The organism is Streptomyces sp. NPDC006602, assembly GCF_042870385.1.
Lineage (GTDB): Bacteria > Actinomycetota > Actinomycetes > Streptomycetales > Streptomycetaceae > Streptomyces.
Window position 1 is genome coordinate 539,351 of the sequence record NZ_JBIAHG010000004.1, and the last position, 19,499, is coordinate 558,849.

17 protein-coding genes and 3 pseudogenes are annotated in these 19,499 nt (G+C 72.5%); 14 read left to right on the forward strand and 6 right to left on the reverse strand.

Annotation, left to right across the window (positions count from 1 at the left end; genetic code table 11):
* Positions 1-176 precede the first annotated feature (176 nt).
* The 3 genes from ACFYO2_RS14765 to ACFYO2_RS14775 all read left to right on the forward strand — a co-directional run bounded on the left by ACFYO2_RS14765 (position 177) and on the right by ACFYO2_RS14775 (position 3,571).
* The gene (locus ACFYO2_RS14765; protein ID WP_388348473.1) at positions 177-1,055 is read left to right on the forward strand and encodes a hypothetical protein; all 879 of its coding nucleotides are present in this window, start codon (positions 177-179) and stop codon (positions 1,053-1,055) included.
* 231 nt (positions 1,056-1,286) lie between these two features.
* On the forward strand, positions 1,287-2,534 hold the full coding sequence (locus ACFYO2_RS14770; RefSeq protein WP_388348475.1) for an aminotransferase class I/II-fold pyridoxal phosphate-dependent enzyme: 1,248 nt from the start codon (positions 1,287-1,289) through the stop codon (positions 2,532-2,534).
* Positions 2,531-3,571, forward strand: a complete 1,041-nt coding sequence (locus tag ACFYO2_RS14775; protein WP_388348477.1) for an MBL fold metallo-hydrolase — start codon at positions 2,531-2,533, stop codon at positions 3,569-3,571. Before ACFYO2_RS14770 ends, ACFYO2_RS14775 begins: the two co-directional genes overlap by 4 nt.
* On the opposite strand, the gene ACFYO2_RS14780 is transcribed toward ACFYO2_RS14775, so the two are convergent.
* Complete coding sequence (locus tag ACFYO2_RS14780; protein WP_388348479.1) at positions 3,568-4,194, reverse strand: DedA family protein; 627 nt, start codon at positions 4,192-4,194, stop codon at positions 3,568-3,570. The two genes, ACFYO2_RS14775 and ACFYO2_RS14780, sit on opposite strands and share 4 nt — an antisense overlap.
* Positions 4,191-4,964 carry an MBL fold metallo-hydrolase gene (locus ACFYO2_RS14785; protein ID WP_388348481.1) on the reverse strand — a complete coding sequence of 258 codons (774 nt, stop codon included), beginning with the start codon at positions 4,962-4,964 and terminating at the stop codon, positions 4,191-4,193. Before ACFYO2_RS14785 ends, ACFYO2_RS14780 begins: the two co-directional genes overlap by 4 nt.
* Before the next feature lie 94 nt (positions 4,965-5,058).
* On the opposite strand from ACFYO2_RS14785, the gene ACFYO2_RS14790 reads away from it, so the two are divergent.
* From ACFYO2_RS14790 to dnaK, 8 genes and pseudogenes are all read left to right on the forward strand, one after another.
* Positions 5,059-5,490, forward strand: coding sequence for a hypothetical protein (locus ACFYO2_RS14790; RefSeq protein WP_388348483.1), 432 nt, complete (start codon positions 5,059-5,061; stop codon positions 5,488-5,490).
* Between the two features lie 92 nt (positions 5,491-5,582).
* Positions 5,583-7,688, forward strand: a complete 2,106-nt coding sequence (locus ACFYO2_RS14795; RefSeq protein WP_388348485.1) for a phage holin family protein — start codon at positions 5,583-5,585, stop codon at positions 7,686-7,688.
* Positions 7,689-7,840: 152 nt separating this feature from the next.
* Positions 7,841-8,374: pseudogene (locus tag ACFYO2_RS14800) on the forward strand (MoxR family ATPase); the annotation flags it as partial.
* A 66-nt stretch (positions 8,375-8,440) separates the two neighbouring features.
* A pseudogene (locus ACFYO2_RS14805) lies at positions 8,441-10,392 on the forward strand (hypothetical protein).
* A 61-nt stretch (positions 10,393-10,453) separates the two neighbouring features.
* Positions 10,454-10,882 (forward strand): OsmC family protein, encoded by a 429-nt coding sequence (locus ACFYO2_RS14810; RefSeq protein ID WP_388348487.1) that lies wholly within the window; start codon positions 10,454-10,456, stop codon positions 10,880-10,882.
* Between the two features lie 115 nt (positions 10,883-10,997).
* Positions 10,998-12,398 (forward strand): hypothetical protein, encoded by a 1,401-nt coding sequence (locus ACFYO2_RS14815; protein WP_388348489.1) that lies wholly within the window; start codon positions 10,998-11,000, stop codon positions 12,396-12,398.
* A 35-nt stretch (positions 12,399-12,433) separates the two neighbouring features.
* The gene (locus tag ACFYO2_RS14820) at positions 12,434-13,192 is read left to right on the forward strand and encodes a glycerophosphodiester phosphodiesterase family protein (RefSeq protein WP_388348491.1); all 759 of its coding nucleotides are present in this window, start codon (positions 12,434-12,436) and stop codon (positions 13,190-13,192) included.
* Between the two features lie 95 nt (positions 13,193-13,287).
* Positions 13,288-15,177 (forward strand): molecular chaperone DnaK, encoded by a 1,890-nt coding sequence (dnaK, locus tag ACFYO2_RS14825; RefSeq protein ID WP_388348493.1) that lies wholly within the window; start codon positions 13,288-13,290, stop codon positions 15,175-15,177.
* 87 nt (positions 15,178-15,264) lie between these two features.
* Here dnaK and ACFYO2_RS14830 read toward each other — a convergent pair whose 3' ends face one another.
* The gene (locus ACFYO2_RS14830; protein ID WP_388348495.1) at positions 15,265-16,128 is read right to left on the reverse strand and encodes a helix-turn-helix domain-containing protein; all 864 of its coding nucleotides are present in this window, start codon (positions 16,126-16,128) and stop codon (positions 15,265-15,267) included.
* Positions 16,129-16,319: 191 nt separating this feature from the next.
* Between ACFYO2_RS14830 and ACFYO2_RS14835 the strand changes: the two are divergent.
* Positions 16,320-16,517: pseudogene (locus tag ACFYO2_RS14835) on the forward strand (hypothetical protein); the annotation flags it as partial.
* On the opposite strand, the gene ACFYO2_RS14840 reads toward ACFYO2_RS14835, so the two are convergent.
* Complete coding sequence (locus ACFYO2_RS14840; RefSeq protein ID WP_388348497.1) at positions 16,499-17,338, reverse strand: helix-turn-helix domain-containing protein; 840 nt, start codon at positions 17,336-17,338, stop codon at positions 16,499-16,501. The pseudogene ACFYO2_RS14835 and the gene ACFYO2_RS14840 sit on opposite strands and share 19 nt — an antisense overlap.
* 153 nt (positions 17,339-17,491) lie before the next feature.
* Between ACFYO2_RS14840 and ACFYO2_RS14845 the strand changes: the two genes are divergently transcribed.
* Positions 17,492-17,797 (forward strand): 4a-hydroxytetrahydrobiopterin dehydratase, encoded by a 306-nt coding sequence (locus ACFYO2_RS14845; protein WP_388348499.1) that lies wholly within the window; start codon positions 17,492-17,494, stop codon positions 17,795-17,797.
* A gap of 5 nt (positions 17,798-17,802) precedes the next feature.
* A complete protein-coding gene (locus tag ACFYO2_RS14850) occupies positions 17,803-18,546 on the forward strand; it encodes a class I SAM-dependent methyltransferase (RefSeq protein ID WP_388348631.1) in 744 nt (247 codons plus the stop codon).
* Here ACFYO2_RS14850 and ACFYO2_RS14855 read toward each other — a convergent pair.
* Both ACFYO2_RS14855 and ACFYO2_RS14860 read right to left on the reverse strand, forming a co-directional pair.
* The gene (locus ACFYO2_RS14855) at positions 18,515-18,991 is read right to left on the reverse strand and encodes a hypothetical protein (protein ID WP_388348501.1); all 477 of its coding nucleotides are present in this window, start codon (positions 18,989-18,991) and stop codon (positions 18,515-18,517) included. The genes ACFYO2_RS14850 and ACFYO2_RS14855 overlap by 32 nt on opposite strands.
* Positions 18,991-19,467, reverse strand: a complete 477-nt coding sequence (locus ACFYO2_RS14860; protein ID WP_388348503.1) for a hypothetical protein — start codon at positions 19,465-19,467, stop codon at positions 18,991-18,993. The genes ACFYO2_RS14855 and ACFYO2_RS14860 overlap by 1 nt, the downstream gene beginning before the upstream one ends.
* Positions 19,468-19,499: the final 32 nt, after the last annotated feature.

Below are 19,499 nucleotides of genomic sequence, written 5' to 3' on the forward strand. Positions count from 1 at the left end.
GATGTTACCCCCGGTCTGACGCCCGAGTGGCTGGTGGCCGTGCGGTGTCACCCGCTCGGCGGTTTGCGTCACGCGAATGGTGTCCGGCCCCGCGCGGCCGGGCGGTGGGCGGGCTGTGATGGTGCGGGGACACGGCGGTCGTGCCCCCGCAGCCGTCGGCCGAAGGAGCCCTCCCCATGCGCCCGAGCGTCCGCGCCCTGTCCGTCGCCGCCCTGGCAGGTGCCGCGCTGAGCATCGCCGTACCGGCGGCCTTCGCGGAGCCGGCCGCCGAGGTCAGCCCGAGCAGCGCCTCCCCGGGCGGCAGCGTCTCCGTCTCCGTCACCTGTGACCCGACCGGCGGCGCCCCGCCGGACACGATCGACGCCGCCTCGGAGGCCTTCGAGGAGGGCACTGTCCAGCTGCGGCTGGTCTCCGGCAACGACGACAAGGTCACCGGCCCCGTCTACGACGGCACCGCCCGGATCGCCTCGGCCGAGGTCCTGGAGGAGGGCGTGGACGCGGTCGGCAAGGACTCCGCGCGGACCGTCGACGGCAACTGCCCGGCGGCTGCCGGCGGGCAGGGCAAGCAGTGGAGCGCCACGTTCACGGTGTCCCGCGGAAGCGGCACGTGGTGCGGCACGGGGACGTGGACCGGGAGGGGGACGGGGACGGGGATGGGGACCGGAACTGGCATGGGGACGGGAACGGGGATGGGAACTGGGACGGGAATGGAGACGGAGACGGGGACGGGAATGGAGACGGAGACGGGGACGGGAATGGAGACGGAGACGGGGACGGGGACGGGAATGGAGACGGGAATGGAGACGGAGAGGGAGGCGGAGACCGAGTCGGGCACCGGGTCGCACGCCGAGTCCTGCGCCACCACCCGCCCCTGCACCGAGTCGCACACCGACTCCTGCGGCGGGACGGTCGCCCCGCGCGGGGCGCGGGCCGGTGAGGGCGGCGCCTTCACCGACTCCGTGCCCGCCCTGGTCGCCGGTGGCGTGCTGATCGCGGGCGCGTTCGGCGGCGCCGTCTACCGGCTGCGCCGCAAGGAGCCCGCCGCCGAGAGGTGACGCCGGCGCTGTCGCCGCCGAGAGCGGGCACGCACCGCCGTTGTCGCCGCCGAGAAGAGCCGACACCGGCATCGTCGCCGCCGTGTGACCGGAGCAACCCGGACAGGCGCCCATGCCGCGGCGCATGTCTGGGTACTCACAGCCCGAGGGCACGACCCGCACCGTACGAGCCACCGAACACACCCGGGCGACAACACCGGCGGACAACACCCCCCCACCCCGGAGGTACGCATGTCGCGGACGGACCCGGAAGGCCACGGCCCCGTCCGTTTCGGGCCGCCGCTGCCCGAAGACGGGCTGCCCGTGCTGCCCGAGCTGTCCGCCGTACTCGCCGCCGCGGCCGGCCGCGCCGGGAGCGAACCGGTCGGCGGGGGAACCGACGTCGTTCGGGCCGCGTGCGGCTACTGGGACCGGCGCGGCCTGCCCACCGCCCGCGACCACGTGGTCGCCGCCCCGGGCGCCCCCTCCCTCCTGCTCGCCCTGACCGCCGCCCTCGGCGGCGACGTCCTGGTGCCGCGGCCGTGTGCCGCCTGGTGGGCGCCGTACGCACGCCTGTTGGGAAGACCCGCCTTCCATGTGGCCACACCGGCGGAGAGCGGGGGTGTCCCCGATCCGTACGCCCTCCTGGAGACCGTCCGCCGGGTCCGGGAGGAGGGGGGAGACCCGCGGCTCCTCGTGCTGTCCCTCGCCGACGACCCGACCGCCACCGTGGCCCCGCCGGAACTGCTGCACGAGACGCTGGAGGCCGCCGTCGGCGAGGGCCTGTACCTGGTCAGTGACGAGACCTGGCGCGACACCCTGCACGACCCGCACGGCACCGTGCTGCTCAGTCCGGCCGAGATGCTGCCCGGGAAGGCCACCGTGGTCACCGACCTGGCCGGCGCCCTGCTGCCGACCGGCTGGCCGGCCGCCGTCGCCCGCTTCCCCGAGGGCGAGGCCGGCGACGCCCTGCGCGCGCGTGTGCTCGACGTGCTCACCGCGCTCGGCGCCCGCGTCGCCGCCCCGGTCGCCGTCGCGGCCGCGTACGCCCTGACCGAGCCCGAGCCGGTGACCGCCCGGGTCGAAGCCGCCGTACGCCTGCACGCGCGCCTGGCCGCCGCCGCGCACACGGCCGTCGTCAGGGCCGGCGCTCTGGCCCGGCCCCCGCAGGCCGGCCGTCACCTTTACGTCGACCTCGGCCCCCTGAAGACCGCGCTCACCGGGCACGGGGTCGGCGACGCCCAGGAACTGGAGGAGTTCCTCACCGCCCGGCTCGGCATGCCCGCGCCGGGCGGCCACCGCTTCGGCGACGACCTCGGGGCGCTGCGGGTGCGGCTGTGCACGGGTCCGCTGCTGGGCGGCACGGACGAGGAACGCGCGGAATGCCTCGGTTCACCCTCGCCGTTGGAACTGCCACACGTGCGACGCGCGTTGATCCTTCTGGAATCGGTCTTCGACGATCTCCGCGACGACGCTCAGCGATGGGAGCCTCCTCGATGACGCAGCAGTCCGAGTCGACCACGAGCACACCCGACCGCGACACCGACGCTCCGACGGCCCCCTCCTTCACGCCCCCCGTGGCCCCCAGGCCCCTCGGCGAGCACCGCCTGTGGCCGCGGTCCTTCCACAACCGGCTGACCGCCCCGCTGCCCGACCTGAAGTCCATGGCCCGCTTCGCCCGCGAGGGCGCCATCCGCCCCGACCGGGAAGGCCTCGCCGACATTCCCCGGCTCCCCTTCGAGCCGGGCCCGCTGCCCCGCGTGGACGCGCGCACGATCGCCGTCTCCTGGGCGGGACACGCCAGTTGGGTCGTGCGGATCGGCGGCCTGACCGTCCTCACCGACCCGGTCTGGTCCCGCCGCATCCTCGGCACCCCGGCCCGCATCACCCCGGTCGGCATCGACTGGAGCGACCTGCCGCGTATCGACGCCGTCGTCATCAGCCACAACCACTACGACCACCTGGACGCCCCCACACTGCGCCGACTCCCGCGCGCCACCCCGATGTTCGTGCCGGCCGGACTCGGCCGCTGGTTCCGCCGCCGCCGGTTCACGAACGTCACGGAACTGGACTGGTGGGAGGCGGCCGAACTGGACGGTGTCCGCTTCGACTTCGTGCCCGCCCACCATTGGTCCAAGCGCTCCCTCACCGACACCTGCCGCACCCTGTGGGGCGGCTGGGTGCTCACCGCCTCCGACGGCCGGCGCGTCTATTTCGCGGGCGACACCGGATACGGCCACTGGTTCGCCCGCATCGGACAGCGCCACCCGGGCATCGACCTGGCCCTGTTGCCCATCGGCGCCTACGACCCCCGCTGGTGGCTCAGCGACGTGCACTGCGACCCGGAGGAGGCGGTCCGCGCGGCGCAGGACCTCGGGGCGCGGCGCGTGGCGCCCATGCACTGGGCGACGTTCGTGCTGTCGGCGGAGCCGGTGCTGGAACCGCTCACGCGCGTGCGGGCGGCGTGGGAGAAGGCGGGCCTGGCCCGGGAGGACCTGTGGGACCTGCCGGTGGGTGGTTCCCGGATCCTCGACTAGGCCTTCGCGGTCCGGCGGACCCTGCGCCAGGCACTGGGCGCCGCGCTGATCACCACGGTCAGCGCGACCGCCGCGACCACGCCCTCCCAGGGCTCGCTGAACAGCGACCCGCCAAGGATCCCGATCAGCTGATACGTCACAGCCCAGGCGAGGCACGCCGGAAAGTTCCCGCGGGCGAACCTCCGCAGCGGCCACTTCGCCATCAGACAGGCCAGCATGACCGGGATCCTCCCGGCCGGCACCAGCCGGGACAGCACCAGGACCGCCACACCATGGTCGGCGAGTTTCTCCTGCGCCTGGGTGAGCCGGTCCTCGGGTGCCCGCGAGCGGATCGCCTCCAGCCAGCGCGAGCCGTTCTTCGACCGCATGCCGCGCCGCCCCAGCCAGTACAGGGCGATGTCACCGAGGAACGCGGCCGCCGAGGCCGTCACGAACACCAGCGCCAGCGCGAACGGCGCCGTCTGGTGAAAGGCCACCACGGCCGCCGAACTCACCAGCGCCCCCGTCGGCACCACCGGCACCAGCGCCCCGAGCAGCACCAGCACGAACAGCGTCGGATACCCGATCGCCTGCTGCGTGGACTCCGGCGACACAGCCGTCGAGGCGGCGGCGAGCCAGCTCACCGGGCGACCTCCAGCCGCACGCTCTCCCCGTGCCCGAGCCGGTGCACCGCCACCTGCGGCGCCCGCTCGCCCGCGAGGCGTACGAACTCGTCGCCCGGCGTGTGGAACTCGTGCGGGCGCACCGCGTCCATCCCGATCGGCCAGTACGTGCCGTAGTGCACGGGCACCGCACTGCGCGGCGCCAGCCGGACCAGTGCCTCCGCGGCCCGCCCCGCGTCCAGATGCCCCTCGCCGAGATACGGTCCCCAGCCACCCACCGGCAGCAGCGCGACGTCGACCGGACCGACCTCCTTCACCATCTCGTCGAACAGGCCGGTGTCCCCGGCGAAGTAGGTACGGCCCTCGCCCTCGACGACATAACCGAGCGCGGGGGAGTGGTGCGGTCCGAGTGGCAGCCGCCGGCCGTCGTGCCGGGCCGGCACGACCCGTACCACCACCTCACCGATCCTGGTCTCGTCCCCGGGAGCCACCTCGCTCACCCTCAGATGCGCGAGCCGGCGCAGCCCCGGCACCGCCCGTGGTGCGCCCCGGGGCACGAGCAGGCGCGTGCCCGGTGCGAGCCGCGCCAGCGAGGGCACATGCAGATGGTCGGCGTGCAGGTGGGACACCAGCGCCACGTCCGCGCGCCAGGCGCCGGGCGGCGGCAACGCCCCGCGGCGGCGCCGCAGATGGGCCAGGCGGCGGGCGAACAGAGGGTCGGTGAGCACACGTACGTCCGAATCCGTGACCGTGCAGGTGGCGTGACCCCACCACGTGATCTCCACCGGCACCTCTTTGCCTCCTTCGCGCGACTCCCCCGAAGCCTACGGGCAGGAGTAGGGTCGGCGAACGAAACCGGAGGTGAGGGGGGACTTCATGGGATCCATGGGAGAGGTTCGTGACGCACCGGGCAAGCGCCCGCCGTTGCGGGTCACGGCGATCGCCAGCCTGACGCCCCTGGAGGAGCTCGACGACGACCCCTTCCTGGTGGACTCCCGCAGCCAGCACGCGATGTGCGCCCGCTGGGCCGCCGAGCGGGGCTACGTCGTCACCCGGGAACTGCTCGTGCACCGGCTCCGTCCCGACCACGGCGTCCTGTGGGAGGGCGTACGGCCCGGCCGCGACGTGTTCGTCGCACCGAGCCTGCGCGTCCTGCAGAGCGCCCTGTCGTCGGTCGACGAGTTCACCGCCGAGTGCACGCGCCGCGGGGTGCGGGTCGAGACCGTGGGGCGCGCGGAGCCGTCGTACGACGCCCAGATGAAGGCCCGGGTGCACCGCAGGCTGTCGATGCCGACGGCCGGGTACGACGGCCGGTAGCGGACGCCACCAAGGGCCCCGTTCGACCGGCGCCGGTATGACAGGCTTGCTCCGGGCCCGCACCGATGACGGGCCGGGCCGGGACGTGAGGTGTGCGAGGCGTGCGTGGAGGGCGTTGGCGGCGGGTCGCCAGTCAGGTCGGGCGGAGCGTCGCGGTGTGGGCCGTCTCCACCGTCACGATGCTCGTACTGGCGGGCATCCTGCCGGACTTCCGGCTCCAGTCCCCCGACGGCGACAGCGCCACCCGGATCGCCGTCACCGCCGCGTTCGGGGCCGGCGCGTTCGGTCTGCTGTCGGCGCTGGCGTGGCCCCTCCTCGTACGGCTGCTGCTGCTCGTGCCCGCGCTCGTGCTCGGCCTGCTGGTCTTCTTCCTCAACGGCGGGCTGCTGCTGCTCGCCCTGCGCCTGAACCCGGCCGAGCAGGGCGACGCCGCCCCTGAGACCGCGGTCGTGGTGGCCGCCGTGATGTCGGCCGTCGCCTCCGCCACCGGCGCCGCGCTGGCCGTGCGCGACGACGACGCCTACCGGCGCCGCCTGTACCGCCTCGCCGACCGCCGCCGCAGGGGCGGCGCACCGCCCTGCCCGGCCAGCCCCGGCACCGTCTTCATACAACTCGACGGCGTCGGCCACGACGTCCTGCTCGACGCGGTCGGCCGCTGTCTGATGCCCACCGTCGCCCGCTGGCTCGGCGACGCCCCCGCCCATCACGGCGGCCGGCGCAGACCCACCCACCGGCTCACCCCGTGGCGCACCGACTGGTCCAGCCAGACCGGCGCCAGCCAGCTCGGCATCCTGCACGGCAGCAACCACGACGTGCCCGCCTTCCGCTGGTACGAGAAGGACCGCCGCGAGGTCATGGTCTGCAACCGCCCGACCAGCGCCGCAGAACTCCAGCGCCGCGCCGTCGAGGCCACCGGCGACGGCGGACTGCTCGGCGCCGACGGTGCCAGCCGCGGCAACCTCTTCTCCGGCGGCGCCGACGAACAGGCCCTCGTGCTGTCCATCGCCGCCCGCCGCCGCAGCCGCGAGAACCGCTCCAGGGCGGGCTACTTCGCCTACTTCTCCGACCCGGCCAACGCCGTGCGCACCGCCCTGTCCTTCGTCGCCGAGGCCGGCCGCGAGATCGGCCAGTCCACCCGGGCCCGCGTCCGCAAGGTCCGTCCGCGGGTGGGACGCGGCGGCCTCTACCCCTTCATCCGCGCCTTCGCGACCGTCGTCGAACGCGATGTCGTCGTCGCCGCGGTCATGGGCGACATGCTCGCCGGCCGCACCGCCGTCTACGCCGACCTGGTGGCGTACGACGAAGTGGCCCACCACTCCGGGCCGGCGAGCCGCGACGCCCTCAAGGTCCTCGAACGTCTCGACCGCTCCCTCGCCCTGATCGAGAACGTCGCCGAGCACGCCCCGCGCCCCTACCGCATCGTCGTCCTGTCCGACCACGGCCAGAGCCCCGGCGAGACCTTCCGCACCCGCTACGGCCTCACCCTCGGCGACCTGGTCCGGGCCGGCTGCGGGCTGCCCGTGCCGCGCAAGGCCGAGCGCACCCACAGCGGCGCCGAGGCCCGCGCGGCCGTCCGCACCGCACTGCACCGGCCCGTCGAGGAGGGCGGCGAACAATACCGCCCCTCCACCCGCCGCTCGGAGCCGATCGTGCTGGCCTCCGGCAACCTCGGCCTGGTGTCCTTCCCCGACGTACCGCACCGGATGAGCAAGGAGGAGATCGACGCCCGCCACCCCGCCCTGCTGACCACCCTCGCCAACCACCCCGGCATCGGCTTCCTGCTGGTGCGCAGCGAGGAACACGGCGGGGTCGTCCTCGGCCCGTTCGGCGCCGAGATCCCCCTGGACGAACTCGACGACAACCCCGGCCCGCTCGCCGACTTCGGTCCCGGCGCCGCCGACGCCGTCCGCCGCACGCACTCCTTCCCGCACACCGCCGACATCATGGTCAACTCCTGGTACGACCCCGCCGACGGCGAAGTCCTCGCCTTCGAGGAGCAGATCGGCTCGCACGGCGGCCTCGGCGGCGCCCAGGCCAAGGCCTTCCTGCTGTCGCCGCTCGCCTTGTCCGCCCCCGTCGAGGAGGGCACGCAGCTCGCCGGAGCCGAGCACATCCACCGTGTGCTGCGCCGCTGGCTGCGCGAGACGGACGGCCCACAGGTTCCGCTGGCGGCACGCCAGGACCGAAGCGCCGCCTGAACCCGGCGCACATGAAGCCGCCTGAATCCGGCGCACATTAAGTGGGCTGCGCCCGCCGACCGCCGCGCCCACACTGTCGTACCGGACGTCGCGCACCGGCGCGCCCCTTCTCGACCACCCACCCAGGAGCCGCTCCTTGCAGGCAGCCGTCGGACCACCTCACCGACCGGCCCGACCACCTGTGGTCCAAGCCGCCGAAGACCGAGGAGCCCTTCTCCACGCCCCGCTCCTGGCACATGCTCTCCGACGCGCTGCACTCCTTCGGGCCGGGCCTCGACGAGGAGACGCTCAAGGTGCTGGCGCACGGCACGCTGACACCCGCGCACGCGACCGCGTTCTGCGGCTACGCCAAGATCGTGCGCAGCCGGTTCGGCATCGAGGCGATCCTCAAGGGCGACGCCCACTGGCCCAATCGCCTGGAGGACCGCGACCTGCTGTACTACCTCGCCGAGTCCTTCCGCGGCCGCCTCGCCAAGGAACTGCCCGCGAGCAAGAACCACATGTCGGCGAGCGGCCGCCAGACCGCGTACCGCGCCAAGTCGCTGCTCGTGCAGCTCGCCGAGATCTCCGTCGAGGTCGCCCAGAGCGTCATCGCCTCCGACGCCGACGGCAACCCCGTGCTGCCCGCCTGGTTCCTCATCGAGGCGGCCCGGGACATGCCCCGGCTGGTGGAGGCGCGGCGATGAGCCGGGCCCGCGCGCGGACGGGGGCCCGCCGGTGAGCCGTACGCACGCGAACGCGGAGGCCCGCGGATGAGCCGCGGCCGCAAGCCGGGCGGGCCCAAGAAGGACCCCGCCGCCGAGGCGTGCGCCGACGGGGTGCGCCTCGCGCTGGCGAATCCCGCGCTGGCCGCGATCGAGGCCAAGCTGTGCCGTGAGAAGGAGTGCGACCTGGCTCCCCGGCACGGCCTGGCCCGCGTCACCTCCAACGGCACCGTGCACCTGCACCCCACCCGACTCGCCGAACCCGACGAGTGGGCCTGGGCCGTCGCACACGCCCTCATCCACCTCGGCTTCGGACACGTCCCCGCGGCAGGCGGCGAACGCGTCCAGCCCGACCGCCACGACCTCGCCGCCCGCTGCACGGTCGTCAACCGCTTCCTGCTGACCGTCCCCGTGGGCCGCCCCCCGACAGCCTGCCGCTGTCATACCCCGACGGCGACGAGGAGCAGCTCGCCGCGAGCTGGCGGCGGACCGGGATCCCCGTCGCGTTCGAGCACTGCGGCACGGCGGCCGGAGAGGCGGACCAGCTGCTCGTCCCGTGGAGCAGGTGGGGCGGCCAAACTCGCCCGCGCCCACGGCATCTCCGTCGCCGCGGTGAACGCCGAGGCCGGTGAGGTGTACGTCAACCGTTCCTGTGGACTGAGCGTGAGTGAGTCCCGTTCAGCCGCGCGCCCCGAACGGTCTTGGGCGAGCTGGTCCCCGGCGTACTCGACCCCGGGGCGGCGACACGCATCTCGTGCGTGGTCCGTTCCCGGGAGGCCAGTTCCCTGTACGACCTGGCCAGATGGAGACGGCCAGAGGCGACGGGGAGGCCCCGAACCATCACTCTGGTGGAGCGGGGGCCCCGCACGCTGGCACCGTTTCCGGTGTCCCAGATCGCACAGCAACGCTAACCCGGACGGCCCGGCGCGCCGCAAGGCCGGAAGCCGACCATCACACGATCGAGCTAAAGCGAGCTTATGTACGCCCCTCGACGAGCAGTTGCCACCCCCTCAGGCAGCTCGAGGACGAGGAGTGGCGTTTCGTCCTCGCCCACGAGATGCTGCACGCCGCCCTGCGGCACGGCGACCGCTGCGGTACCCGCGACCCCTACCTGTTCAACGTCGCCTGCGACTACGTCATCAACGGCTGGCTCAGCGAGATGCAGGTCGGCACCATGCCCGAAGGGCTGCTGCACGACGCCCAGCTCGCCGGCCTGTCCGCGGAGGAGGTCTACGACCGCATCGCCCGCGACCTGCGCCGCGCCCGCCGCCTGGCCACCCTGCGCGGCAAGGGCGTCGGCGACATCCTCGGCGGACCGCTCGGTGCCCCCGGCAGCCCGGTCGACCTCGACGAGCTCTACCGCCGCGGCCTGGCCCGAGGCCTCGACCTGCACGAGCAGCAGGCCCGCGGCTACCTTCCCGGCGGTCTCGTCGAGGAGATCCGCGCGCTCAGCCATCCACCCCTGCCCTGGGACGCCCGACTGGCCCGCTGGTTCGACGAGTTCGTGCCGCGTCCCCAGCCCGTACGGTCGTACGCGCGCCCCTCCCGCCGCCAGGCGGCCAGGCCCGACATCCCGCGGGCGGGAGAGTACTTCCCGCCAGATCGCCCGCTGCACCTTCGGCGTCGTCCTCGACACCTCCGGCTCCATGGACCGGGTCCTGCTCGGCAAGGCGCTGGGCGCGATCGCCTCGTACGCCGAGGCCCGCGACGTACCGGCCGCGCGGGTCGTGTTCTGCGACGCGGCCCCGCACGACGCGGGCTACCTGCCGGTCACGGACATCGCCGGCCGGGTACGGGTGCACGGCCGCGGCGGCACCGTGCTGCAGCCCGGCATCGACCTGCTGCACCGCGCGGACGACTTCCCGCCCGCCGCACCGGTCCTGGTGATCACCGACGGATGGTGCGAGGTCCTGCGGGTACGGCGCGAGCACGCCTACCTGATCCCGCAGGGGGCACGGCTGCCCTTCAGCGCACGTGGACCGGTCTTCCGGGTGAGTTGAGCCGGAGTGTGATCGTATGGAGTCCGAGACCCGGATCCGGGACCATAGGAAAGGAATGACCGTGGCCACCACGCGCTCCGCACACACCGTCTGGGAAGGCAACCTGCTCGAGGGCAACGGAGTTGTCACCTTCGACTCCTCCGGCGCCATCGACGAGCAGCCGGTGACGTGGGCTGCCCGCACCCAGGAGGCGAACGGCAAGACCAGCCCCGAGGAGCTGATCGCGGCCGCCCACTCCAGCTGCTTCTCCATGGCGTTCTCGCACGCCCTCGCCGGGGCCGGCACCCCGCCCACCAAGCTCGTCACCTCCGCCGATGTCACCTTCCAGCCGGGAGAGGGCATCACGGGCATCCACCTCACGGTCGAGGGCACCGTGCCGGGCCTGGACGAGGACGGCTTCGTCGCCGCGGCGGAGGACGCCAAGGTGAACTGCCCCGTCAGCCAGGCCCTCAAGGCCGTACCGATCACCCTGTCCGCGAAGCTCGCCTGACCGGACCGGCACACCACGACCGTCGCGCGGGCGGCCCCACCCGGGGCGGCCCGCGCGACGGTCGGTTCGTGACCGGGGGGAGGGGTATCAGGATGACGGTGTCGAAAGGGACGTGATGGGGCCGACAACATCCGGCGGGTCGGCGGTACTCGACTCCGCCACTCGTGAACTCACCCGCGCCGTACTGCTGTTCAGCCTGGCCGGCCGGATGCGCCCGGACGGCTCCCCGCTCGGCGCCCTCGTCGACCGCTACGACTTCGGCCGCTTCGAACCGCACCTCAGGTCCAGCGAGAAGGTGCTCCCCGTACCGGTCCTGGCCCTGCGCGCCGCACCGGACGACCTGCACCTGCCGCACGGCAGCCACGGCCTCGACCTCGCCACGGCCGACATCATGGTCGTCGCCACCCCGCGCGGCGACGTCACCCTGCTCCTGGACTGCCGGTTCGCGGCCGACACCGAACCCGCCGCCCTCGCCGCCTGGCTCGCGGACACCTGCTTCGACCGCGAACGCATCCGTCTCGGCGGCAGACCGCTGCTCGACGTGCTGAACGAGCGGCTCGCCCTGCCCACCCCCCTCGCCCACGGCCAGAACGTCCACCAACTCGTCTTCCCCGGCGGACGGTTGCTGCACGACCTGCTCACCGACGGCGACGGCGACGACGGGGACTCAGCCCGCCGGCCCGCCCTGCTCAACGAGATCGTCTACCGCGGCAGGATGCCGGCGACCCACACCCCCGACCTCGACGCCACCACACCGCCCAACCTGCGCAACCACGGCGTGACCCTCTCCTCCCACGGCCGCGGCGTCTCCGTCCAGGCCGGCTGGGCCCCGCACGTGGAGAACGGCCTGACCCTCGTCGCGCTCGGCATGATCTCCGCGCTCGCCGCCCTCCAGCGCACCCGCCTCGCCGCCTTCGAGACGATGCGGGCCAACGAACAGGCGATGACGGACTCGCCGTACGAGGTCCGCTCCCTCATCTCCCGCCTGTCCGCCGGCGTCAACGAACTCCAACTGGACCTGGCCTTCGGCGTCGAGGCCTACGTCGACAGCCTGCTGATCCCCGAAATGCTGATGGAGAGCTTCCAGTCCTCGCTGCGCGACGCCCTCGGCATCCGCGACAGCCTCGACAACTCGGCCCGCATGGTCGAGCGCCTCACCTCCGTGATCAGCGCCCGCTCCGCCGCCCTGGACGCCGCACTCGCCGAACGCGACGACCGGCGCGACCGCACCGTCTCCGGCCTCGTCGCCGCGGCCACCCTCATCGCACTGCCGCCGACCCTGCTGCTGACGTTCTTCGGCGTCAACGGCACGAACGTCCACGCCGACCGCTCCATCCTCGACCTGGGCACGTACGGCACCGCGTACGCGCTGGCCTGGCTTCCCTTCGTGGTCCTCGTGGTGATCGGATACGTCCTGCTAAGAAGGGTCGGCCGACACTCCGGCACCCTCCTGTCACCGCCCGACGGCGCCCCGCCCGCACCCGTGCCCGCGCCCCGGTCCGCGTCCGGGAGCTGACTCGAACCGTGCACCCCCCGGGAGGTGACCTGACCATGCCGTGCCGCCCCGCCGTGTCGGCCCACCGAGGAGGATCCGAACGCGCCGCCGCCGCCACCTGGGCGGCGTACGAGGACGCGATCGTCTCCGGCGCGGAGTACGCCGAGTTCGACATCCGGCGTACCGCCGACGGTGTCTTCGTCGTCTACCACGACGCCCGGGTCGCGCACTGCGGACCGCTCCTGTCGCGGATCACGCACGCCGAGCTGAGCGAGCGCGCCGGGTACGCCGTACCGGTCGTCGACGAGGTCATGGCGCTGATCGCCGGGAAGCTCGTCGGGCACCTGGACCTGAAGGAAATGGGTCACGAGCGCGAACTCGTCGACCGGGCGATCGCCCTGCTCGGCATGGACGGCTTCGTCGCCACGACCCTGGAGGACGCCTCCGTCGCCGCCATCGGACGGGCGTTCCCCGCCGTGCGCACGGCCCTGTCCCTGGGCCGCGACCGCAGGGAGATCACCCGGGCCCGGCTGCCGGGGACCCGGCTGAGCGAACTGCTGCCCATGAGGCGCGTCCGCGCCTGCGGGGCGACCGGTGTCGCCGTCCACCAGCAGCTGGCGCGCGCGAACGTCCTGCGCGAGGCGGCCCGGCACGGCCTGTACACCATGGTCTGGACGGTCAACGAGGACGCGCCGATGCGAGCCTTCCTCACCGACCCGCGCGTGGACGTCCTGATCACCGACCGGCCCCGGCGCGCGGTCACGCTGAGAGGCGGGAGGCAGGACGAGCGCGCCCTGGGGTACCCGTCCCTGTGACAGGAGTCCTCCACCGACCAGATCCACCCATTGACAGATGCGCACTCAAGTTTTGTGCTGGAGTGCGGGAGGCTCCCTGGCGGAAGGGGACAGCGATGGGACGTGCGGTCGGAATCGATCTGGGGACCACGAACTCGGTGGTGGCCGTGCTGGAGGGCGGCGAACCCACGGTCGTCGTGAACGCGGAGGGGGCCAGGACCACACCGTCGGTCGTGGCCTTCGCCAAGAACGGTGAGGTGCTCGTCGGCGAGGTCGCCAAACGGCAGGCCGTGACGAACGTCGAGCGCACCGCGCGCTCCATGAAGCGTCACATGGGCGACGCGCACTGGCGCTTTCCCGAGCAGGGCGCCGTCGACGGCAACCGCTACCGGGCGCAGGAGCTGTCCGCGCGGGTGCTGCAGAAGCTGAAGCGGGACGCGGAGTCCTACCTGGGCGAGGACGTCACCGACGCGGTGATCACCGTCCCCGCGTACTTCGACGACGCCCAGCGCCAGGCCACCAAGGAGGCCGGGGAGATCGCCGGCGTGAAGGTGCTCAGGATCATCAACGAGCCCACGGCCGCCGCTCTCGCCTACGGCCTGGACCGGGGCGAGGAGCAGACCGTCCTGGTCTTCGACCTCGGCGGCGGCACCTTCGACGTGTCGCTGCTGGAGATCGGCGACGGCGTCATCGAGGTCAAGGCGACCAACGGCGACACCCACCTCGGCGGCGACGACTGGGACCAGCGGGTCGTCGAGCACCTGGTGAAGAAGTTCAAGGGGCAGTACGGCATCGACCTCGGCAACGACAAGATGGCCCTGCAGCGGCTGCGCGAGGGCTCCGAGAAGGCCAAGATCGAGCTGTCCAGCTCCTCCGAGACGACGATCAACCTGCCCTACATCACCGCCTCCGCCGAGGGCCCGCTCCACCTCGACGAGAAGCTGACCCGGGCCCAGTTCCAGGAGCTGACGGCCGACCTCCTCGACCGCTGCAAGAACCCCTTCCACCAGGCGGTCAAGGACGCCGGCATCAAGCTCTCCGCCATCGACCACGTCATCCTCGTCGGCGGCTCCACCCGCATGCCCGCCGTCACCGACCTGGTCAAGGAACTCACCGGCAAGGAACCGCACAAGGGCGTCAACCCGGACGAGGTCGTGGCCGTCGGCGCGGCCCTCCAGGCGGGCGTCATCCGCGGCGACGTCAAGGACGTCCTCCTGCTCGACGTCACCCCGCTGTCCCTGGGCATCGAGACCAAGGGCGGCATCATGACCAAGCTCATCGAACGCAACACGACCATCCCGACCCGGCGTTCGGAGATCTTCACCACCGCCACCGACAACCAGCCCTCGGTCGGCATCCAGGTCTACCAGGGCGAACGTGAGATCGCCGCCTACAACAAGAAGCTCGGCGTCTTCGACCTCACCGGACTGCCGCCCGCCCCGCGCGGCGTCCCGCAGATCGAGGTCGCCTTCGACATCGACGCGAACGGCATCATGCACGTGTCGGCCAAGGACCTCGCCACCGGCCGCGAACAGAAGATGACCGTGACCGGCGGCTCGGCCCTCCCCAAGGAGGACATCGACCGCATGATGCGGGACGCCGAGCAGTACGCCGAGGAGGACCGCAAACGCCGCGAGGCGGCCGAGACCCGCAACCAGGCCGAACAACTCGTCTACCAGACCGAGAAGTTCGTCCGCGAGAACGGCGACAAGATCCCCGCCGACACCAAGGCCGAGGTCGAGTCCGCCGTCGCCGAGCTCAAACAGCTCCTGGAACAGAACGCCGAGACGAGCGCCCTGCGCACCGGCGTCGAGAAGCTCGCCTCCGTCAGCCAGAAGATGGGCCAGGCGATGTACGCCCAGGCCGCCGGACAGCAGACCCCCACCCAAGACACGGACACCGGCCGGCACACCTCACCGCAGGACGACGAGGGCGTGGTGGACGCGGAGATCGTCGACGAGGACAGGGACCAGGGCGGGAGGGGCGAGAAGGGCGGGGCCGCGTAGTTCACACGCCTTGCGGGCGACCCCCGCGCACACCGGCACGATGCCCTCGGCCCGCACCGCCAGGTCTGGGGCGGGTCGTGCGCGGGCTCAGAAGTCCTCGCGGCGCTCCCGAAGCAGCTTCTTGGTGCGCTCGGCGGACGCGGCGCGCGCCGACATGTGGTCCAGGACCTCCAGGTGCGTCGCGACCTCCTGGCGGGAGTCGAGATAGAGCGCGCCGGTCAGGTACTCGGTGAAGACCATGTCGGGCAACTCCGGCTCGGCGAAGCGGAACAGCGAGAACGGGGCGTACGTCCCCGGATGCGGGCCCTCCGCGAACTCCGCGACCTGCAGCGTGACCCGGTCGCGCTCGGCGAACTCCAGGAGCCTGTCCAACTGGTCGCGCATGACCTCGCCGCGGATGCTCACCGGCCGCCGCAACACCGTCTCGTCCATGATCACCCACAGGTGGGGCGGGTCCGCGCGCTCCAACAGCCGCTGCCGCTCCATGCGCAGGGACACATGCCGCTCGATCGTCTCCGGCCCCGCCTGCCCGATCGTCCCCGCTTCCATCACGGCCCGCGCGTACGCCTCGGTCTGCAACAGGCCCGGAACGAAGTGCGGTTCGTAGGAGCGGATGATCCGGGCCGCGCCCTCCAGGCTCACGTACAGGCTGAACCAGTCCGGCAGCACATCGTGGAACCGCTGCCACCAGCCCGGCTGGTTCGCCTCCTCGGCCAGGTCCACGAACGCCGCCGTCTCGTCGCCGCCGACGCCGTACGTCTCCAACAGCACCTGGACATACGGTATCTTCAGCGCGACCTCGGCCATTTCCATCCGCCGTACGGTCGCCGGGGCCACCCGCAGCACCTGCGCGGCCTCCTCGCGTTTGAGGCCGGCCGCCTCCCGCAGTTCCTGCAGGCGTCTGCCGAGCACCACCTGACCCACGGTGGGCGCAGGACGCCGCTCACTCACGCCACGCCTCCCCTACGCGTCGAAGCTTGCGTGCAGTGTGCCATGTTCCGCCGCCGGCCACACCAGTCCCGGCGGGCGGGCGCAAGGCGCTTCAACGGCACCGGGATTACCTCCGGGGTAATCGACGGTGGCGTCGGCGGGCGGGATCGTGGTGGAACGGATTCCGGGCCGGCGCACTCCGGTCCGGGATCCGCCCGGCCGCGCTGCCGGTTCGGGCCGTGATCGAGGCCAACCTCGCCTGGGCGGCGCTGAGTTTCGTCGCCCTGGGTCTGTGGCTGTCGCCGACCACGGCCGGCGCCGTGTGGACCGTGCTTCAGGCACTCACCGTCGCCGGGTTCGCCCTGCTGCAGCACGCCGCCCTGAGGGCCCGTCAGGACATCAGCGAGTGAAGGAACTTGACCGTCGCCGGGTCGGCCGGGAGGAAGGTCTCGATGGCCAGCTCGGCGACGGTCACGTCCATGGGGGTGTTGAAGGTGGAGATGGACGAGATGAACGACAGCGTTCGGCCCTCGTGCTCGATCTGCATCGGCAGGGCGAAGTAGGGGACGGGCTCGGCATGTTGTCCGTCCCGCCCGTCGGCCGCCGCCTGCGGCACCGGGTACGCGGCAACCTCTTCGTACAGCGCCCGCAGCTGATCCGAGCGGTGCAGGGCGATCTGCCGCTCCATCTGCGCCAGCAGATGTCCGCGCCACTCATGGAGATTGCGGATGCGCGGCGCCAGACCCTGCGGGTGCAGGGTCAGCCGCATCGCGTTCAGCGGCGGCGCGAGCAGGGCCTCCGGGATGCCGTCGAGAAGCATCAGGATGCCCCGGTTGGCCGTGACGACGTTGTACATCGCGTCCACCACGAGGGCCGGATACGGTTCGTAGCCCTGGATCAGGCGCTCCATGCCTTCGCGCAGGGCGTCCAGCGCCGGGTCGTCCAGCGGGGTTTCCGGGTAGCGCGGTGCGTAACCGGCCGCCAGCAGCAGGGCGTTGCGCTTGCGGACGGGGACGTCCAGGTGTTCGGCCAGCCGCAGCACCATCTCCTCGCTCGGCCGGGAACGGCCCGTCTCGATGAAGCTGATGTGCCGGGCAGAGGAGTCGGCACGCAACGCCAGCTCCAGCTGACTGACCCGCCGGTGCTGCCGCCAGGCCCGCAACAGCGGGCCCACACCCCTGTCGGTGGGGGTGCCCATGGACGCGGCGGAACCGGACGCGAGAATGGTCATACGGACGACCGTAGTCGAGAAACAGCCGCAGTCGACAAGCAGCCGCAGCGGCCGACCATCGGGAACCCTCCTGACCAGGGCCGTGACCAGGGCCGAAGCGGCCCGGATGTGGCAGGCTGAGGAAGTATCTGGCATCCAGGAAGGAGCGCGACCATGCCCGTGGAACCGCTGTCGCAGAAGGAGATCGAGGACCGGCTCGCGGAGCTGCCGGGCTGGTCGCTCGACGGGGACCGCCTCGCCCGTTCCTACCGGCTCGGCACGCACTTCGCCGCCACGGCGATGGTCGTCCACATCGCCCAGGTCCAGGATGAGCTCGACCACCACTCGGATCTCACCCTCGGCTACAACAGCGTCTCCCTGACGGTGAACACGCACAGCGTGGGCGGGGCCGTGACCGAGCTGGACTTCGAGCTCGCGAGGAAAGTGGAGGCGCTCGCCCCCGGCCACGGAGCCCAGTGACACAGGTGCTGGACTACGACAAGGAGGCCGACGCCTACGACGCCACCCGCGGTGGCGAGCCCAGAGCCGCCGCGGCCGCCGCCACCGTCCTCGGCCTGGTCCCCGCCGGCGCCCGCCGCCTCCTCGACGTCGCCTGCGGCACGGGGATCGTGACCCGGCGCCTTGCGGCGGCTCGGCCCGCCCTGCGGGTGACGGGCGCGGACCTGGCGTACGGGATGGCCCGGATAGCGGCCGGTCGGCTGCCCGGGGCGATCGTCCTCGCGGACAGCCGCCGGCTGCCGTTTCCCGACGGCACGTTCGACGCCGTCACCAGTGTGTGGCTGCTGCACCTGCTCGACGGGCCCGGTGACGTCCGGTCGGTCGTCGCCGAGTGCGCCCGCGTCCTGAGACCCGGCGGCGTGTACGTCACCACCGCCGACAAGGCCGCCGCGCACGACGTGGACAGCGACATCGACGCGGTCCTCGCGCCACGCCCGCGCCGCCCCGCCCAGGACGCCGCGGAGACCATCACATCGTATGCAGTCGACTGTGGACTGGATTTTGCCGCACGGGCCGGCTTCCCCGGCCTCGGTCAGGGCCGCAGCCCGCGCAGTACGATCGCGGACCTGCGGCGCGGCTGGTTCACGCGGCTGCCGCCCGGCGATCCGCTCGCCGAACGGTTCGCCGCGCGGCTGGCGGCGCTGCCCGACCAGGACCGGCCGCGCCCCGACCCCGTGTTCACTGTGCTGGCGTTCCGGAAGGCCGACTGAAGTCCATGTACCAGTTGGTCACCCAGGTCTCCCCGCCGTCCACCGAGAAGGCCTGCTCCCAGCGGGCCGTGGTGGCGGAGATCCCCGACCACACGAACCGAACCCGCACCTCCTTGCCGTCGTGTGTGTCGTCGCCGTGGAACTCACCGCGGCCGCCCTCGAAACGGCCGGTCACCGGCGGGAACAGCTTTCCGCTGCGGCTGGAGGACCAGTTCAGCGACCACTGCCGGCTCTCCCGGTCGAAGAGCCGCAGCGTCAGCCCCTTCGACCCCAGATGCGGCATGTCGATCTCGTCGATGTTCGCGCTCCCGTCGAACAGGCTCCAGCAGCGGCTCGTCGCCCCGAACTCCTCCCAACTGCTCTCCGGGTCGAGGAAGTCGGTGCGGCGGCGATGGCGGACCTCCCACTCGCCGTGGAAAAAGTCGAAGTCGTGCGGGCTGCTCATCAGCGGTCTCCAGTGGTTCCGGCGGGCAGGGAATCGGTCAAGTAGGCGTCCAGATCCTGGATCTCCGGGGTGAGCAGGTGCCGCACCCAGGCGTCCCGTTCGTGCAGGATCGGCGGCAGCTCCCAGACACAGCCGATCCACGGCAGGTCCGGCGTGACGAAGTGCGTGGGGTCGGCGTCCGGACAGCCGAGGACGGGCTGGCCCGCCGCGGCGCCCCGGAAGTGCAGGACGTTGTCCCACACCCAGCTGTACGCGTTCAGATAGGCGCCGTCGTCACCACCGCGGTGCAGTACGACGAAGGTCGCCGGCGGCGTCCCGTCCGGCTCCGGCAGCAACTCCGGCAGGATCTCGTACGCCGCCTTCTCCACGTCGGGCGCGATGCCCGCCGGGTCAGTGGTGACGTGGTAGCGCTTGATCTGCCGCCCGGCCATCTCGATCGGCGGCGGCACGGTCAGCAGTTTCTCCGTGAAGGCCATGACGCGACGCTAGAGCCGATTCACTGACATCC

Excerpts from the sequence above, each read along its gene's own strand:
- ACFYO2_RS14770 (WP_388348475.1), top strand. The coding sequence starts at position 1,287 with ATGTCGCGGACGGACCCGGAAGGCCACGGCCCCGTCCGTTTCGGGCCG.
- ACFYO2_RS14790 (WP_388348483.1), top strand. The coding sequence starts at position 5,059 with ATGGGAGAGGTTCGTGACGCACCGGGCAAGCGCCCGCCGTTGCGGGTC.
- ACFYO2_RS14765 (WP_388348473.1), top strand. The coding sequence starts at position 177 with ATGCGCCCGAGCGTCCGCGCCCTGTCCGTCGCCGCCCTGGCAGGTGCC.
- ACFYO2_RS14840 (WP_388348497.1), bottom strand. The coding sequence starts at position 17,338 with ATGACCATTCTCGCGTCCGGTTCCGCCGCGTCCATGGGCACCCCCACC.
- ACFYO2_RS14815 (WP_388348489.1), top strand. The coding sequence starts at position 10,998 with ATGGGGCCGACAACATCCGGCGGGTCGGCGGTACTCGACTCCGCCACT.
- ACFYO2_RS14775 (WP_388348477.1), top strand. The coding sequence starts at position 2,531 with ATGACGCAGCAGTCCGAGTCGACCACGAGCACACCCGACCGCGACACC.
- dnaK (WP_388348493.1), top strand. The coding sequence starts at position 13,288 with ATGGGACGTGCGGTCGGAATCGATCTGGGGACCACGAACTCGGTGGTG.
- ACFYO2_RS14860 (WP_388348503.1), bottom strand. The coding sequence starts at position 19,467 with ATGGCCTTCACGGAGAAACTGCTGACCGTGCCGCCGCCGATCGAGATG.
- ACFYO2_RS14820 (WP_388348491.1), top strand. The coding sequence starts at position 12,434 with ATGCCGTGCCGCCCCGCCGTGTCGGCCCACCGAGGAGGATCCGAACGC.
- ACFYO2_RS14855 (WP_388348501.1), bottom strand. The coding sequence starts at position 18,991 with ATGAGCAGCCCGCACGACTTCGACTTTTTCCACGGCGAGTGGGAGGTC.
- ACFYO2_RS14845 (WP_388348499.1), top strand. The coding sequence starts at position 17,492 with ATGCCCGTGGAACCGCTGTCGCAGAAGGAGATCGAGGACCGGCTCGCG.